At 72.9% G+C, this 16,168-nt stretch carries 14 protein-coding genes; 9 read left to right on the top strand and 5 right to left on the bottom strand.

Annotated features, from left to right (window positions below; all coding sequences use genetic code 11):
• Together ACWEOZ_RS43115 and ACWEOZ_RS43110 are read right to left on the bottom strand one after the other, a co-directional pair.
• Positions 1–236 (bottom strand): alpha/beta fold hydrolase (locus ACWEOZ_RS43115; protein ID WP_451916464.1); only part of this gene is annotated, 236 nt, incomplete at its 3' end.
• Positions 237–266: 30 nt separating this feature from the next.
• Positions 267–722, bottom strand: coding sequence for an anthrone oxygenase family protein (locus ACWEOZ_RS43110; protein WP_451916463.1), 456 nt, complete (start codon positions 720–722; stop codon positions 267–269).
• 74 nt (positions 723–796) lie between these two features.
• On the opposite strand from ACWEOZ_RS43110, the gene ACWEOZ_RS43105 reads away from it, so the two are divergent.
• Entirely contained in the window at positions 797–1,195 is a 399-nt protein-coding gene (locus ACWEOZ_RS43105; protein ID WP_451916462.1) for a winged helix-turn-helix transcriptional regulator, read from the top strand.
• Positions 1,149–2,207, top strand: a complete 1,059-nt coding sequence (locus tag ACWEOZ_RS43100; protein ID WP_451916461.1) for an alpha/beta hydrolase — start codon at positions 1,149–1,151, stop codon at positions 2,205–2,207. The genes ACWEOZ_RS43105 and ACWEOZ_RS43100 overlap by 47 nt, the downstream gene beginning before the upstream one ends.
• Positions 2,208–2,261: 54 nt before the next feature.
• Here the strand turns inward: ACWEOZ_RS43100 and ACWEOZ_RS43095 are convergent, their stop codons facing one another.
• Positions 2,262–3,149 carry an alpha/beta hydrolase family protein gene (locus ACWEOZ_RS43095; RefSeq protein ID WP_451916460.1) on the bottom strand — a complete coding sequence of 296 codons (888 nt, stop codon included), beginning with the start codon at positions 3,147–3,149 and terminating at the stop codon, positions 2,262–2,264.
• Between the two features lie 134 nt (positions 3,150–3,283).
• Here ACWEOZ_RS43095 and ACWEOZ_RS43090 point away from each other — a divergent pair, with 134 nt between their 5' ends.
• From ACWEOZ_RS43090 to ACWEOZ_RS43075, 4 genes are all read left to right on the top strand, one after another.
• The gene (locus ACWEOZ_RS43090) at positions 3,284–4,711 is read left to right on the top strand and encodes a phthalyl amidase (RefSeq protein ID WP_451916459.1); all 1,428 of its coding nucleotides are present in this window, start codon (positions 3,284–3,286) and stop codon (positions 4,709–4,711) included.
• A 76-nt stretch (positions 4,712–4,787) separates the two neighbouring features.
• Complete coding sequence (locus tag ACWEOZ_RS43085) at positions 4,788–9,338, top strand: glycoside hydrolase family 2 TIM barrel-domain containing protein (RefSeq protein ID WP_451916458.1); 4,551 nt, start codon at positions 4,788–4,790, stop codon at positions 9,336–9,338.
• Positions 9,339–9,404: 66 nt separating this feature from the next.
• Positions 9,405–9,821: an NUDIX domain-containing protein gene (locus tag ACWEOZ_RS43080; protein ID WP_451916457.1), complete on the top strand. Its 417-nt coding sequence runs from the start codon at positions 9,405–9,407 to the stop codon at positions 9,819–9,821.
• Positions 9,822–9,928: 107 nt separating this feature from the next.
• Complete coding sequence (locus ACWEOZ_RS43075) at positions 9,929–11,653, top strand: cellulase family glycosylhydrolase (RefSeq protein ID WP_451916456.1); 1,725 nt, start codon at positions 9,929–9,931, stop codon at positions 11,651–11,653.
• Here the strand turns inward: ACWEOZ_RS43075 and ACWEOZ_RS43070 are convergent.
• Both ACWEOZ_RS43070 and ACWEOZ_RS43065 read right to left on the bottom strand, forming a co-directional pair.
• Positions 11,642–12,085 (bottom strand): group II truncated hemoglobin, encoded by a 444-nt coding sequence (locus ACWEOZ_RS43070; protein WP_451916455.1) that lies wholly within the window; start codon positions 12,083–12,085, stop codon positions 11,642–11,644. The two genes, ACWEOZ_RS43075 and ACWEOZ_RS43070, sit on opposite strands and share 12 nt — an antisense overlap.
• 26 nt (positions 12,086–12,111) lie before the next feature.
• Positions 12,112–13,311, bottom strand: coding sequence for a WD40 repeat domain-containing protein (locus tag ACWEOZ_RS43065; protein ID WP_451916454.1), 1,200 nt, complete (start codon positions 13,309–13,311; stop codon positions 12,112–12,114).
• 72 nt (positions 13,312–13,383) lie between these two features.
• On the opposite strand from ACWEOZ_RS43065, the gene ACWEOZ_RS43060 reads away from it, so the two are divergent.
• The 3 genes from ACWEOZ_RS43060 to ACWEOZ_RS43050 are packed head-to-tail and all read left to right on the top strand — an operon-like array spanning position 13,384 to position 16,037.
• Positions 13,384–13,947, top strand: a complete 564-nt coding sequence (locus tag ACWEOZ_RS43060) for an RNA polymerase sigma factor (RefSeq protein WP_451916453.1) — start codon at positions 13,384–13,386, stop codon at positions 13,945–13,947.
• Complete coding sequence (locus ACWEOZ_RS43055) at positions 13,940–14,710, top strand: hypothetical protein (RefSeq protein WP_451916452.1); 771 nt, start codon at positions 13,940–13,942, stop codon at positions 14,708–14,710. Before ACWEOZ_RS43060 ends, ACWEOZ_RS43055 begins: the two co-directional genes overlap by 8 nt.
• A gap of 52 nt (positions 14,711–14,762) precedes the next feature.
• Positions 14,763–16,037, top strand: coding sequence for an erythromycin esterase family protein (locus ACWEOZ_RS43050; protein ID WP_451916451.1), 1,275 nt, complete (start codon positions 14,763–14,765; stop codon positions 16,035–16,037).
• The last annotated feature ends 131 nt before the right edge of the window (positions 16,038–16,168 follow it).

The raw sequence follows: 16,168 nt of genomic DNA, 5'->3' as shown, positions 1-16,168 counted from the left end.
AGGTCGGCCGCCTGCTGCCAGAACGAGCCGAGGGTGCCGTCGGCGGGCTGCGGCGAGCGGCCCACCCCACGCAGATGCGGGACGATCAGCCGCCGCCGGCGGCCGAGCCCGGCCAGGTCACCCAGGTACGCGGGGTGCCGGCCCGAGCCGCCGGCCAGGGTGACCAGCGGCGGACCGTCACCGCCGGTGTCGTCGTAGGACAGTGTGGTGGCGTCGGCGCCCGAGTAGGTCGGCATGGCTCGATTCTGACGGCTGGATGCTTCGGCCTACGCGCTCTGGATGACGCCGATCGTGACGAGGACGAGGGCTGTGACGATGACGGCGACGCGGGCGTAGTGGTACCGGTCCCAGCGCGCTTGCTGCTCGCGCCAGTTGTCCGGCGCTCGTTCGGGCGTCCAGTTCTTCGCGCGGTTGTTGATGGGCACGAGCACGGCGATCGACATGACGATGCTCAGCACGAAGAGCGCCGCCCCGCCGATCAGAGCGCCCACGCCCGGGTCGTGACGGTGGATCACCGCCAGCACGATGGTGAGGATGAGCGACGCCGAGTACCAGACCGGCATGACGCGGCCCAGCACGCGGCCACCGTCGGCCCGGCCGGCCAGACCACTGTTGCCCGGCAGCCGGTCGAAGATGGGGTTGACGAAGACGGCGACGCTGAATTCCACGCCCACCATGACGCCCGCCACGGTGAGCGCGGCGACGGCCAGTACCAGATTCATGCCCCCATGAGACCGTGGTACTGCAAATCCCGCCAGTACTGACAAATTTGTCAGCGCCTAGCTATGGTGGATCCATGAGTCAGGATCTCCCCGATAGTGCACAGTGTCCGGTCGACGCCGCGGTGAACGTCATCGCGGGCCGCTGGAAGGGCACGATCCTGTGGCGGCTGGTCGACGGGCCGATGCGCACCGGGGAACTACGGCGCAGCATTCCTGACATCACCGAACGCATGCTCATCCGGCACCTGCAGGAACTGGTGGCCGACGGCATCATCGACCGGCACGACGCGCGGGAGGTGCCGCCGCGCGTCACCTACTCGATCTCGGAGTACGGCCGGACCCTCGTGCCCCTCGTCGCCCAACTGTGCAGCTGGGGAGAGACGCACCTCGCCCGGACCGTTCGCGCGCCTGTGCCAGGATCGGCCGATGGAGAACATCGAGTGGCTCCGCCCGGCCCGCGGCGTCACCTATGACGTGCTCGTCGGTGGACCGGACGACGGCGTGCCGGTGCTGCTGGTGCACGGCAACTGCTCGTCCGCGGAGTTCTGGCTGCCCCTGATCCGCCGGCTCCCGGACGGCATCCGGGTCGTCGCCCCGCACCTGCGCGGGTACGGCCGCAGCGAGGCCGCGCCGGTGGACGCCACCCGGGGCCTGCGGGACTTCGCCGACGATGTGGCCGCGCTGCTCGACGACCGCGTCCTGTTCCCCCGGAGCGGCCCCGTGGTGGCCGCCGGGCACTCGATGGGTGGCGGCGTGGTCCTGCAGCTGCTCGCCGACCACCCGGGCCGGTTGGCGTCGGTCCTGCTGGAGGCGCCGGTGAGCCCGTACGGCTTCGGCGGCACCCGCGACCTCGACGGCACCCCGACCTCGGCGGACTTCGCCGGCACCGGGGGCGGCGGCGCCAACCCCGACTTCGTGGCCCGCATCGCGGCGGGCGACCGCAGCGCCGAGGCGCGGACGAGCCCACTGTCCGTGCTGCGCTCCACGTACGTGGCCGACCCGGCATCGCTCGGTGACGACGAGGAGCTGCTGCTCAGGTCGATGCTCAGTACCGCCGTCGGCGAGGACAACTACCCGGGCGACGCCAAGCCGGCCGGCAGCTGGCCGTGGTTCGGGCCGGGCGACCGGGGCGTGCTCAACGCCATGGCCCCGAACCACTTCAACGTCGCCGACGCCCTCGTCGGTGCGGCGCGGAAGCCACCGATCGTCTGGATCCGCGGCGACCGGGACGTGATCGTGTCGGACACCTCGCTGCTCGACCGGGCGTACCTGGGCTCGATCGGCGCCGTGCCGGACTGGCCCGGCGCCGACGCGTGCCCGCCGCAGCCCATGGTCGGCCAGACCCGTGCGGTGCTGGAGCGGTATGCCGGGAACGGTGGCAGTTACCGCGAGGTCGTCTACGACAATTGCGGCCACTCGCCCCACATCGAACGCCCGGCCGCGTTCGCCGCCGAGCTCCTGGGACTGCTCGACTCCTGGTCATGAGATCGGGAGCCGGCGGGGCACGCGCGCCCGCCGGCTCCGATCAGGACAGCATGGTCAGGACAGGGGGCAGGTGTTGCGGTAGTCGGAGATGGCCGAGCTGCTCGGCCCCGGGCAGAGGAACTGGTCGTAGCGGGTGTCGTCGTCGACGAAGCGCTTGAGCCAGGCCACCGTCAGGCGGGCGGTCGGGGTGTTGGTGGTCTGCGGGAAGAAGTGGCTGGCGTTGTTGAGCTCGAGGTACGCCTTCTCGGTGGCCGACGGGATACTGGTGTAGAACGGGATCGAGTGCGAGGCGACGGGCGCGATGGTGTCGCTCTCGCCGCCGACGATCAGGGTCGGCACCCGCAGGCCCGACCAGGACTTGGTCAGGTTCCACGGGGCCAGCGGCACCGCGGCCTGCAGCGACGGCCGGTCCTTGGCGGCCTCCAGGGAACCGCCGCCGCCCATCGAGTGCCCGGCCACGGCGAGCCGGCTCGCGTCGATGCGGGTGCGCACCGAGCTGCCGCGGGTCAGGTAGTCCAGCGCCGCGAGCAGCTGGTTGCCCCGGGAGGCGGGCTGGTCGAGGGTCGAGTTGGTCTCGATGCCGATGACCACGAAGCCGTGCGAGGCGATCCGCGGCCCGAGCCAGCTGATGCTCGACCAGCTCGCGGTGTAGCCGGGGGAGATGGCGACAGCGCCGAAGGTGCCCTCGGCGGTGCTGGTCGGGTAGTAGATGACGCCGCCGCCGAAGCCGGAGACGCTGAGCCGGGAGACACTCTGCTGAGCGGTCGCGAACGGCCCGCGGCTGGCGTCCAGGCTGGCCGTGGTCGGGGCCGGCCCGCGCTCGTACGGGCCCGCGGCCTGCGCGCTGGTGGCTCCGGTCAGGGAGCCGGCGATCAGAGCCAGCGTGGCGGCCGCGGTGACGAAGAACCGCCGGGACCGGGTGGGGATGGTGGGTGACTGCACGTCGGACTCTCCTCGGATGGGACGGGATCGACGAGCGCCAGTCTTCGGCCGGACCTCGGCCCGGCACATCGGTGAAATCACCGGCCTTGACAGCGACCGGCGGGGGTTCTTGAGTGTTACTCGGAGGTAACCCTGTGAGAATCAGCCGGAAAAAATTCGCGCTCGCTGTGGCGCCGGCCCTGATCGCCGGCGTGCTCGCCGCCCCCGCGTCGGCTGCCGCGCCCACCTGCGCCGCGCCCGTCGCCAGCACCACCCGGCCCGGCTACCTGGTCGCCGACCCGGCCTGTGAGCCGAACGGCACCCCGTTCACCGCCACCCCGGATTCCGTCGTGCACACCGGCATCCGCGACGGCGCGGCGTACCGGATCGAGGTGCCGAAGGCCTGGAACGGCCAGCTGGTCGTGTACGCGCACGGCTACCGCGGCACCGGCACCACTGTGTACGTGGACAGCCCGTCGCTGCGTGCGCACTACATCGCCCGGGGCTTCGCCTGGGCGGCCTCCAGCTACCAGACCAACGGCTACGACGTGGGCCAGGGCGTCCGCGACTCGTACGCGCTGATCGACCTCTTCCGCCAGGTCACCGCCCAGCGGGCCCGGTCCGTTTACATGACCGGCGCCTCGATGGGCGGCCACATCACCGCGGTCGCGATCGAGGAGCACCCGCGCTCGTTCGTCGGTGCGATGCCGGTCTGCGGCGTCCTGGGTGACGCCGAGCTGTTCGACTACTTCCTGGACTCCAACGTCACCGCGGCCGCGCTCGCCGGTGTCGACATCGACTTCCCGCTGACGCCGGACGCCGGCTTCGCGGACCGGTGGCGCGAGCAGGTCAAGCGGATCCTGCCGGCCCTGGGCGTCACGACCGGCAAGCCGCCGGTGCTCACCGGAGCCGGCCGGACCTGGTCGGACGTCGTCGAGCGGCGCACCGGGGGCGAGCGGCCGGGTTTCGCCGCGTCGTTCGCGTACTGGAATGCCGCGCCCTCCTCGGCACCCACCGCGGACCTGCCGTTCGTCTTCGGTCTCTACCCGGGGTTGTCCGGCGGCACCGCCAACATTGCGGAGGGCAACCTCACCGACAACCGGTTCACGCTCTACCGCAGCACCGACCGGCTCCTGCCCACCCGGGCCGAGTGGCAGCTCAACCGGGACGTGCTGCGGGTGGCGCCGACCGCCCGGCCGAGCCGGGGCCTGGACGGCGTGCCCCGGGTGGACGGGCGGCCGCCGGTGCCGGTGCTCTCGATGCACGACATCGGTGACCTGTTCGTACCGTTCTCGATGGAGCAGGTGTACGCCCGCCGTGCCTTGCAGAACGGCCGGTCGAAGCTGTTCGTCTCCCGGGCGGTCCGCGGCGTCGGGCACTGCGACTTCACCCAGGCCGAGCTGCGCCAGGGCTTCGACGACCTGGTGACCTGGGTCCGTGGCGGCCACCGCCCCGGCGGGGACGCGATCCTGAACCGGCGCGCCGTGGCGGCGGCGTACTTCGGCTGCCGGTACACCGTCGGGGAGCGGGCCGTCTTCGGCGCTGCCTGTCCCGTGAAGGTGGGCAGCACCGCTCGGCGGTGACGGTTGACAGGCGGGCGTGCCATTGAAAGCCTTCAATGGCACGCCTTCCTGCATCCCGAACCGTCAGGAGCGATCGATGCGCCGTGCCCCGTCGTGGATTCCCCGCGCTGCCCTCACCGTCGCTCTCGTGCTGCCGCTGGTGACACCGCCGGCGGCGGCCGCGGCGGCACCGGCCGGGGAGGGCCCGCAGACGGTGGCGGACGTCTACCGCTACCTGGAGGATCCGCAGCTCACCGGCGAGGGCCAGGAGGCGCCGCACACGGACCTGCGGCCGTACGCCAGTGCCCGCGCCGCCGCGGCCGACGTGACCAGCCACGACGCGCGTGACCCCAACGTCACCTCGCTGAACGGCAAGTGGCGCCTCAAGATCTTCGACCGGCCGGACGACGTGCCCGCGGCCTTCCACGGCGCCGGCTTCGACGCGTCCGGCTGGCCGTCGGTCTCGGTGCCGCACACCTGGCAGTCCGACTTCATCGACCACCCGATGTTCCGCAACATCCCCTCCGACATCGTCCCCGACGACCCGCCGAAGGTGCCCCGCGACGTCAACCCGACCGGGGCGTACCTGCGCACGGTCGACCTGCCCGCGGACTGGACCCGCGACAGCGACCGGGTCCTGCTCCGCTTCGAGGGCGTGACCAGCAACTATCTGGTCTGGGTGAACGGCGGGTACGTCGGCTACGACCAGGGCGGCTACACCCCGGCCGAGTTCGACATCACCGAGCGGCTGCGCCCGGGCCGCAACAGCATCGCCGTCCAGGTGCACCGCTGGGGCAGCGGCGCGTACCTCGAGGACGTCGACCAGTGGCGCTACAGCGGCATCTTCCGCGACGTGCGGCTCTACCGCTTCGCCCAGACCCGGCTGCGCGACGCGACCATCACCACCGACCTGGACGCGGCGTACCGGGACGCGACGCTCCGCGCCCGGGTCGAGCTCACCGGCGCGCCCGGCGACTTCACCGTGCGCGGCACCCTGCGGGACCGGCGCGGCCGGACCGTGACCACCATGACCGCCGCGGCGGGCACCGGCACGGTGACGCTGACCGCCCCGATCAGCAACCCGGCGAAGTGGAGCGCCGAGGAGCCCAACCTCTACACCCTGGTGCTGCAGCTGCTCGGCCCGGACGGGCGGGCCCTGCACACGACCGCGCAGCCGGTCGGCTTCCGCGAGATCGAGGTCCGCGACCGGCAGATCCTCGTCAACGGCGCGCGCATCCTGATCAAGGGCACCAACCGGGCCGAGACCGATCCGGACACCGGCCGGCACGTGACCCGGCAGGCCCAGCGTGACGATGTCTTCCTGATGAAGCGGCTGCACCTCAACGCCGTCCGCACCTCGCACTACCCGTCGGACCCCTACCTGTACGACCTGGCCGACGAGCACGGCCTGTGGGTCGACGACGAGGTGGACATCGAGACGCACAGCCACGAGACCTGCCCGTCGAACTGCCTGGCCGACCGCCCGGAGTGGCAGGCCGCGTTCGCCGACCGCTTCCAGGCGATGGTCGCCCGGGACAAGAACCACCCGAGCGTCATCTTCTGGGACACCGGCAACGAGGCCGGCCTCGGCGCCGCGCACTCCGCGATGGCGGCCTGGGCCGACGCCCACGAGCCGACCCGGCTGCTCTACCACCAGTCCAACAACCCGGACGGCGACGCCCCGTTCGCCGACGTGGACGGTCCCCGCTACCCGACCCCGGCCCGGCTGGAGAGCCGCACCCTGAGCAGCACCAAGCCGATCGTGATGGGCGAGTACGCCCACGCCATGGGCAACGGGCTGGGCAACTTCGACCAGTTCTGGGCCCTGGCCCGCAAGTATCCGGCCATGCAGGGCGGCTTCATCTGGGACTGGGCCGAGCAGAACCTGCGCCAGCCGCTGATCACCACCCCGGACGCGGCCCACGGCATCCAGACATTCCTGGTCGGCAAGCCCGGCACGGTCCCCGGACGCCGTGGCCGGGCCGTGGCCCTGTCCAGCCTGGACGACTTCGTGGACGTGTTCCGCGACAAGCGGCTGGACCTGACCGGTCCGCTGACGCTGGACGCCTGGGTCCAGCCGGGCGAGTGGGCCGGCAGCTTCCCGATCCTGACCAAGGGCCAGGGGTACGCGCTGCAGATGCGCGACCGCGACACCCTGGAGTTCGGGGTGAACGCGGGTGGCTGGGCGACGGCCGCGGCGGACGTACCGGCCGACTGGTACGGCGCCTGGCACCGCGTCACCGGCGTCTACGACGGCACCGCCCTGCGGCTGTACATCGACGGCGCCGAGGTGGCGACCACGGCCCGTACCGGTGCGGTGGACCCGGGCCTGTTCGAGGTCAACCTGGGCCGCAACGCCGACACCCAGCAGGACAACGACCTGTGGAGCATCCGGCTCGGCCGCGGCCTGATCGACGACGCCCGCGTCTACCCCTCCGCGCTCACCCCGGCGCAGCTCGCCGCGGGCGAAGACCCGGTCGCCGGCGCGGTGCTGGCCCTGAACTTCGACCGCTTCCAGCGCAAGGGCGACTTCCTGAGCCTGGGCATCAGCCTGTCCGGCACGGACGGCCTGGTCGGCTCGGACCGCTACGTGCAGCCGGAGACCGCCGAGATGGCCTGGGCCCAGGCCCCGGTCCGGATCACCCGCGCCGGCACCACCATCCGCCTGCACAACGAGCAGCAGGCCGGCGCCTTCGACCTGACCGTGCGCTGGCAGGTCAAGGAGCAGAGCGACGTGCTGCGCTCCGGCAGCCGGCGAGTCCGGCTCGCCCCGGGACAGACCGCCGAGCTGGATCCCGGGCCGCTGCCGGGCAACCCGGCCGACCGGGAACGCTTCCTCACCGTGACCGCCGCGAGCAACCGGGACACCGCCTGGGCCCGCCGCGGCTGGATCGTCGGGTACGACCAGTTCGCCGTCGGCGGCCGCGCGGTGCCGGGCATCCTCCCGCTGCCCGCGCCCGGCGCGCCGGCCGTGGCCACCAGCGGCGACACCGTCACCGTGTCCGGCCGCGACTTCGCCTACCGCTTCGACGACGGCTCGCTCACCTCGATGCGCGCGGGCGGCCGGGAACTGCTGCGCGGCGGGCCTCAGCTGGACGTGTACCGGCCGCCGACCAGCAACGAGACGTACGACTGGGGCACCGACGACCGGCGGATCTGGCACGAGACCGGCCTGGACCGGCTGCGGACCACGGTCGCCGGGGTGCGGACCCGGACCGAGGCCGACGCCGTCGTGGTCGAGGTGCGCAGTGTCGCGGCCGGCCCCGGCACCGAGGCGCTGCTGTCCTTCGACCAGACGCTGACGTACCGGATCGACCGGCGGGGCACCGTCACGCTGCGCCAGGACGTCGCCGCCAAGGGCTCCCGGGTGGGTGCGCTGCCGTACCTGCCGCGGGTCGGCATCTCGCTGCGGGTGCCCGGCTCTATGCAGCGCTTCGCCTACTACGGGCGCGGCCCGCAGGAGTCCTACAACGACCGGCGCAGCGGGGCCCCCATGGGCGTCTACCGCAGCACGGTCGACAAGGAGTACGTGCGGTACTCGCGGCCGCAGGCGTACGGCAACCACACCGACACCCGCTGGGCCACCCTGCACGACCAGCGCGGCGGACTGCTGGTCGGCGGCACCTCCGACGTCAGCGTGACCGCCTACGACGACCTCGACCGGGCCGAGTACGACCATCAGCTGCCGCTGGTGCGCAACAGGGACCGGGTGACGCTGCACGCTGAGGCCGGTGAGACCGGGATGGGGGAGACGCCCAACTCGGTGCTCCCGCCGTACCGGCTGTCGCCGACGCAGCCGTACTCGCACGAGCTGGTGCTGCGGCCGCTCAGCCGGGCCGAGGTCGCCGCGGACGGCGTCCCGGACGCCGACGTGCCGGCGCCCTGCCCGCCGGAGCTGACGGTCACCACGGACGGCCGGATCGAGCCCGGCACGGCCGAACCGGTGCGGGTCCAGGTCGTGGCGCGCTGCGCGGCGGGTCTGCGGGACGCGACGGTACGGCTGACCGCGCCCGAGGGCTGGACCGTGCAACCGGCCTCGGTGGACCTGGGCGCCGTCGACGAGCGCGAGACGGCCGCGTTCACCGTCACCGCCCCGGCGGGCACCGACATCGGCACGTACCGGCTCACCGCGACGGCCGAGACCACCACCCCCGAGGGCTTCGCCTCGACCACCACCGCGACCGCCACCACCGAGGCGCCGCTGCCGGCCGGCTACGGCTGGCTCAGCGACCGCCCGTTCACCGCCCCGGTGAACGGCTGGGGCCCGGCCGAGAAGGACCGCAGCAACGGCGAACAGGGCGCGGCCGACGGCAACCCGCTGACCATCGGCGACACCGTCTATCCCAAGGGCATCGGTGTGCACGCGGCGTCCACGGTCCGGGCCGAGCTCGGCGGCGACTGCACCCGCCTGCGCGCCGACGTGGGCGTCGACGACGAGACCGGCGGTGGGGGCTCGGTCACGTTCGAGGTCTGGGGCGACGGCACCCGGCTGGCGCAGACCGGCGTGCTGACCGGCGCGGACCCCGCCCAGCGCCTGGACGTCGACGTGACCGGGGTGCGGAGCCTGGAGCTGCGGGTGACCGACGGCGGCAACGGCAACGGCAACGACCACGCCGACTGGGCCGCCGCCCGGCTGGCCTGCGGCTGAGCCCACCCGCGGCGGAAAACCCATGAAAGTTCGTTACCTGAGCCGGGTCGGGCAGAATGAGCGGCCATGTCCCGTGAACCGCGCGTCTCCTGCGTCTTCATCTGCCACGACGGTGCCGGGCGGATCCTGCTCGCCCGGCGTTCCGCCGGTGCCCGCGACGAGCCCGGCACCTGGGACACCGGGGCGGGCGCGCTGGAGTTCGGCGAGACCTTCGAGGCCGCGGTGACCCGCGAGGTCAAAGAGGAGTACGTGACCGAGCCACGCGAGATCAGCCTGCTCGGCGTCCGCAACGTGGTCCGCACGGAACCGCTGTCGCACTGGGTCGCCGTGGTCTTCGCGGTCCACGTCGACCCGGCCACCGCGGCGATCGGCGAACCGCACAAGTTCGACGAACTGGGGTGGTTCGACCCGGGCGCCCTGCCGGCCCCGCTGCACTCCCAGCTCGAGCCGACCCTCGAGCTCTTGCGCGACGCCCAGCTGTAACGGCGGGTTTTCTGCCGCGAAACACTGGATTTGGTTTCGTCGATGTTCCATGCTGTGCGTGGGAGCGCTCCCACCATCCTCGTCATCCCCACCGGAGGAACCCGCGCATGTTCTCGACCCGATCCAAACGGCGTCTCGCCGCAGCCGCGGCGGCCGCCCTCGCCGCCCCGCTGCTGTGGTTCGCCTCCACCGGCACCTCCTCGGCCGCGGCCGCCGCCCCGGCCGAGGACTGGTTGCACGTCAGCGGCAACCAGATCGTCGACGAAGCCGGCAACCCGGTGTGGCTCACCGGCACCAACTGGTTCGGTTTCAACGCCGGTGAGCGCGTGTTCCACGGGCTCTGGTCGGCGAACCTCACCGAGGTCACCAAGTCCATGGCCGACCGGGGCATCAACCTGGTCCGGGTGCCGATCTCGGCCCAGCTGCTGCTGGAGTGGAAGGCCGGGCAGGCCGCCGTGGCCTCCGGCGTCAACACGTACGCCAACCCGGAGCTGACCGGCAAGACCACCCTGCAGGTCTTCGACGCGTTCCTGGCCCTCTGCCGCCAGTACGGCATGAAGGTCCTGCTCGACGTGCACAGCGCCGAGGCCGACAACTCGGGCCACAACCACCCGGTGTGGTGGAAGGGCACCATCACCACCGAGAACTTCTACCAGGCGTGGGAGTGGGTGACCGCGCGCTACAAGAGCGACGACACCCTGGTCGCGATGGACATCAAGAACGAGCCGCACGGCGCGCAGAACGAGACTCCCCGCGCCAAGTGGGACGGCTCCACCGACGCCGACAACTGGAAGTACGTGGCGGAGACCGCGGCCAAGCGGATCCTGGCGATCAACCCCAAGGTGCTGGTGCTGGTCGAGGGCATCCAGGTCTACCCGAAGGCCGGCTCGACCTGGTCCTCGCCGAACACCAACCCCGACCTGAGCTCCAACTTCCACAACACCTGGTGGGGCGGCAACCTGCGCGGCGTCGCCGAGCACCCGATCAACCTGGGCGCCAACCAGGACCAGCTGGTCTACTCGCCGCACGACTACGGGCCGCTGGTGTTCGACCAGCCGTGGTTCCAGAAGTCGTTCGACAAGGCCTCGCTGACCACCGACGTGTGGACGCCGAACTGGCTCTACGTGCACGACTCCGGCACCGCGCCGCTGCTGGTCGGCGAGTGGGGTGGCCGGCTGGGCCAGGACCCGCGGCAGGACAAGTGGATGACCGCCCTGCGCGACCTGATCGTGGAGAAGCACTTGCACCAGACGTTCTGGGTGCTCAACCCGAACTCCGGCGACACCGGCGGGCTGCTGCTCGACGACTGGAAGACCTGGGACGAGCAGAAGTATGCCCTGCTCAAGCCGGCCCTGTGGCAGTACGGCGGCAAGTTCGTCAGCCTGGACCACCAGGTCCCGCTGGGCGGCGCGGGCAGCACCACCGGCATCAGCCTGGCCGCCCGGTACGGCGGTGGTATCGATCCCACCGGCTCGCCCTCCTCGACTGCCTCGGCCACCCCGACGGCGTCGGCGTCCACCCCGCCCGTGCCGTCCGGCACCTGCTCCGCCACCTACAGCCAGACCGGCGCCTGGTCCGGCGGCTTCCAGGGTGAGGTCACGATCAAGAACACCGGTACGGCGGCCACCCGTGCCTGGACGGCCACCTGGACCAACCCGGCCGGCACAGCGGTGTCCTCGCTGTGGAACGGCACGCTGACCACGTCGGGCTCGACCGCGACGGTCCGCAACGCCGCCCACAACGGCGCCCTGGCCCCCGGAGCGAGCGCCACGTTCGGCTTCGTCGGCACGGGACCGGCACCGACCCCGGCGATCACCTGTTCAGCGTCGTAGACCGTCGAAGTCCCAGCGCGGCGTGGCCAGCCCCGCCGGGACCCGGGCGCCGGCGGGGGAGTACGTCATGACCTCGTCGGTGGCCCAGCGGATGTAGCCGCTCAGGGCGGCGCGCAGCTCCGGATCCGCCGGAAGGTGCGCGCCGTCCAGGGCGGCCACGAAACACGCCACGAAACGGTCCCCTGTTTCCGGGTAGGCGCCCTGGTTGGCGTGGATGCCGAGCATGCCGGAGTGCCCGCCGTAGGACTCCGAGTAGACGGGCGGGCCGCCGAACACCTCACCCCAGTAGTCGGCGAGGCGCTGCACGTGCTCGGGATTGCCGGGATGCGAGAAGGGGTGTTCGAGCTGCGGGTCGGCCAGGCAGCGGGCGTGGAAGTCGGTGGCCAGCGCGAGCATCGCCGGGGCGCCCCCGGCCGCCTCGTAGAGGGACATGAGGTCACCCTGGCAGAAAGCCCTCCCTATCGCACGTGTCGTAGTTCGGTCAGCCCGGCGACCGGTGCCCGCCCTCGCACACCGCCGGTGGCCGCGTCCAGCCAGAGCAGCTCGTCGGCGCCGCCCACGTAGACCCGGGACGCGTCGCTGCTGATCCCGAGGCCGCGGACCGGTGCCGGCACGGTCCAGCCGGCCTGCACCGTGCCGCCCGCCTTCAGCACGGTCACCGTCTTCCCGGCGCCCAGCAGCAGGCGTTGCCCGTCCGGGGTGAAGGCCAGGCTCGCCGCATCCGCCACGGTCGGCACCGCGGCGGTCGCGTCGATCGCCAGCGCGTCGGTGTCGGCGTACAGCACCACGCCCGCCATCGCGTGGGCGATCGCCAGGCGCCGCCCGTCCGCGCTCGCCGCCAGCGCGTGCCCCTCGGCCGGGCCCTGGCCGAACGGGTCCGGCAGGTCCAGGCAGTACGCCCACCCCTGGGCCAGGTGCAGCACGTGCACGAACGCGTGGACGCCGCCGGTGCGCCCGGCCAGCAGGTCGCGGGTGTGCAGGTGGCCGGGCTGGTGGGTGTAGAGCGTGTAGAGGATCTGCCGGTCCGGGGAGAGCACCGCCTGCCGGCCGTCGCCGCGCATCTCCTCCTCGGCGCCCGCCGGCACCGGCGACTTGTCCCGGGTCAGCAGCGGCTCCAGGGAGCCCGTGGCGAGGTCGAGCCGGCGTACCCGGTAGTGGTCCGGCGCCGTGGCCGGCAGCCACTCCAGCACGAACAGGCCGGTGGCGTCCTGGGTGAACGCGTCCGGTTCGACGACGCCGCTGAGGTCGTACTCCCGGTGTCCCGTACCGGCGAGGACCAGGATCGTCGTCCGGGCCCGGGCCGCCGCGGCCGGGCGGGTCAGGGCGCAGCTCGCGCCGTCGGCGCTGATCACCCGCGGGAGCCAGCCGGCGGCCAGCGGCAGCGGAGGGCCGAGCTCGCCGGTCGCCGGGTCCAGCCGGACCAGGGCCGGCCGGCCGGCCGCGTCCCGCCCGAGCGCGCCCGCCACCGCCCCGTCGGCGCTGATCACCGCCGTCCGGCCGAGCCCGCGCGGGTGCGGCCCGCCGAGCACCACCAGGCCGTCGCGGGTCCCGGCCACGACCACATCCGGTACGGACACAGCGCGGCGCGGCTCGTCGCGGCAACCGGACAGCAGGGCGGCGCCGCCCGCGATGATGAGAAGATCCCGCCGGGTCGTCATGTCCTGCCGACACCGCGAGGTGCTCCTCGGGTTCCCGGGAACCTTTCCCCGGCGGGCGGTGTCGAGGAGGTGATGGTGACCGAACTGGACGATGCGGCAGCCGTGGCGCGTGCCCGCACCGGCGACGTGGACGCGTACGAGGTCCTCGTCGTCCGTTACACCACGCCCGCGCACCGGGCCGCCGTCCTGCTCGGTGCGGGGGCCGACGCCGACGACGTGGTGCAGGAGGCGTTCGTGAAGGCGTACCGGCAGCTCGCGCACTACCAGGGCCGGTCCGGGTTCCGGCCGTGGCTGCTGGCGATCGTCGCCAACGAGACCCGCAACCTGCACCGGTCCCGCCGCCGGCGCGACGGCTTGGTGCTGCGCGCCGCCGCCCGCGAGCATCCGGAGGCGGCCGAGCCGGACCCGGCCGAGTCGGTCGTCGAGGGTGAGCGCCGGCGTCAGCTGGTCGAGCAGCTCCGGCTGCTCGACACGCGGGACCGAGAGGTGCTGGTCTGCCGTTTCCTGCTGGACCTGTCGGAGGCGGAGACGGCGGAGACCCTGGGCCTGCCCAAGGGCACGGTGAAGTCGCGGACGTCGCGGGCGCTCGCCAAACTGCGCGGCCGCCTCGTGGGGCAGGGGGTGCCCGGTGCCTGACGACCTCGACGACTTCGGCGATCTCGCCCGGGAGCTGCGGGCGCTCGCGACCCGTCTCGACGTACCCGATGCGGCCGACCAGCGGGCCGCGGTGCGGGCCCGGCTCACGCAGCCCGCGCCCCGCCGCCGATGGTTCCCGGCCGTCCGGAGCCGGCCGCTGCCCGGCCGCCGGTGGATCGTTGCCGCCGTGGCCGCGCTGATCGCGCTGGTCGCCGGGATCACCCCGGCCCGCGCGGCGGTGGTCGACGCCGTCGGCGGGCTGCTGCGCATCGCGGGGATCGAGGTACGCCAGGAGCCCGCTCCCCGCGGCCTGCCGGCTGACCCGAGCCCGCTGCCGTCGGTGCGCACCGGGAGCCTGGAGACCGCCCGGCGCGTGGCGCTGTTCCCGGTGCTGGTCCCGGACAAGCTCGGCCCGCCCGAGCGGGTGGAACTGGGCGACCCGGATCCGTCCGGCGCGCCCCGGGTGGTCACGCTGGTCTACCGCGGCGGCACGGTCCGGCTCGACCAGTTCGACGGTGGGGTCAGCCCGTACTTCTTCAAGTCCGCTCCCGAGGCCCAGTGGGTCGAAGTAGCGGGCGCGGACGCGATCTGGCTGCCGCAGCCGCATCCGGTGACCTACGTCGGGCGGGACGGCGTCGAGCGCGTAGAGACCGCCCGGTTGGCCGGCCCCACGCTGGTCTGGACCAGCGGCAAGCTCACCTACCGCCTGGAGGGCTTCGCGGATCTGGAGGAGGCACGCGCGGTCGCGGTGTCGCTGCGCTGAGAGCCAAGAGTCAGACGTATGAACGGCATGGGGGCCGGGTAGGCGGCGGCCCATGGCGCGCTACGGCGACGAAGTGGCATCCCTGGCGACCCCGCTGCGGGACCCCGGAGACCTCGACGAGCTGGTCGAACGGACCGGCCCGGCCCGGGTCGTGCTGCTGGGCGAGGCGAGCCACGGCACCCACGAGTTCTACACCTGGCGTGCGGCGCTCACCCGCCGGCTGATCGAGGAGCAGGGCTTCTCGTTCGTCGCGGTCGAGGGGGACTGGCCCGACTGCGCCCGGGTGGACCGCAGTGTGCGGGGAGTGCCGGGCGAGCCCGCGGATCCGCGCGAGGCGCTGCTGGCGTACGACCGGTGGCCGACGTGGATGTGGGCCAACGAGGAGGTGACCGACTTCTGCCGGTGGCTGCGGGCGGGCAACGAGAGCCGCGAGCGGCCGGTGGGCTTCCACGGCCTGGACGTGTACTCGCTGTGGGAGTCGATGCGGGAGATCCTGGTGCACCTGCGCGAGCACGACCCGGATCAGGTGCCGGCCGCGCTGGCCGCGTACCGGTGCTTCGAGCCGTTCGCCGAGGACCCGCGGTCGTACGCGTGGGCCACCCGATTCGTGTCGGCCACCTGCGAGAACGAGGTGGTGGACCTGCTGGTGCGGCTGCGCGGGCGGGCGGCAGCCGCGGCGGGGGAGTTCGCCGCCTGGCAGAACGCCGAGGTGGTCGCGGGTGCCGAGCACTACTACCGGGCGATGGTGCACGGCGGCCCGCGCTCGTGGAACGTCCGCGACCGGCACATGGACGAGACCCTGGACCGGCTGCTCGACCACTACGGTCCCGGGGCGAAGGCGGTCGTGTGGGCGCACAACACCCACGTGGGCGACGCCCGCGCCACGGACCAGTCCCGGCACGGCGAGAACACGCTGGGCGAGCTGGCCCGCGACCGTTACGGCCGGGACCGGGTGGTGCTGGTGGGCTTCGGTACACACCGCGGCGCGGTCATCGCGGGCGACTCGTGGGGCGCGCCGATGCGGGAGATGGGTGTGCCGCCGGCCCGGCCGGACTCCCTGGAGGACGTGCTGCACGCGACGGCACCGTCCCGTGCGCTGTTCGTCTTCCCGCAGGACGGCCCCGTCCTGCTGACGGACGAGCTGGCCCACCGGGCGATCGGTGTGGTCTACCGCCCGGACCGTGAACGCTGGGGCAACTATGTCCCGACGGTGCTGGGCGAACGCTACGACGCCTTCCTCTGGTTCGACGAGACGCAGGCGGTCCGCCCGCTGCACCCGGCGACCACCGACACCCGCGAACCCGAGACCTTCCCCTCCGGCGTTTGACCTATCTTCCTAGGACGCGACAGGCGGTGTGAGCCCGAACCGAACGGCAACCGTGGCGCCCCCGTTCTGCGCTCCCCGGCTTCTGGGGGAGCCCGAAGGGGATGGCATGACGGACACGCAGATCGTTGAGC

The organism is Actinoplanes sp. NPDC004185, assembly GCF_053603475.1.
This window is presented reverse-complemented; position numbering and strand designations above follow the sequence as displayed.

Bases quoted from the DNA above. Each gene is read 5' to 3' on its own strand.
- ACWEOZ_RS43110 (WP_451916463.1), bottom strand. From the start codon at position 722: ATGAATCTGGTACTGGCCGTCGCCGCGCTCACCGTGGCGGGCGTCATG.
- ACWEOZ_RS43105 (WP_451916462.1), top strand. From the start codon at position 797: ATGAGTCAGGATCTCCCCGATAGTGCACAGTGTCCGGTCGACGCCGCG.
- ACWEOZ_RS43100 (WP_451916461.1), top strand. From the start codon at position 1,149: ATGGAGAACATCGAGTGGCTCCGCCCGGCCCGCGGCGTCACCTATGAC.
- ACWEOZ_RS43085 (WP_451916458.1), top strand. From the start codon at position 4,788: ATGCGCCGTGCCCCGTCGTGGATTCCCCGCGCTGCCCTCACCGTCGCT.
- ACWEOZ_RS43080 (WP_451916457.1), top strand. From the start codon at position 9,405: ATGTCCCGTGAACCGCGCGTCTCCTGCGTCTTCATCTGCCACGACGGT.
- ACWEOZ_RS43075 (WP_451916456.1), top strand. From the start codon at position 9,929: ATGTTCTCGACCCGATCCAAACGGCGTCTCGCCGCAGCCGCGGCGGCC.
- ACWEOZ_RS43070 (WP_451916455.1), bottom strand. From the start codon at position 12,085: ATGTCCCTCTACGAGGCGGCCGGGGGCGCCCCGGCGATGCTCGCGCTG.
- ACWEOZ_RS43065 (WP_451916454.1), bottom strand. From the start codon at position 13,311: ATGACGACCCGGCGGGATCTTCTCATCATCGCGGGCGGCGCCGCCCTG.
- ACWEOZ_RS43060 (WP_451916453.1), top strand. From the start codon at position 13,384: ATGGTGACCGAACTGGACGATGCGGCAGCCGTGGCGCGTGCCCGCACC.
- ACWEOZ_RS43050 (WP_451916451.1), top strand. From the start codon at position 14,763: ATGGCGCGCTACGGCGACGAAGTGGCATCCCTGGCGACCCCGCTGCGG.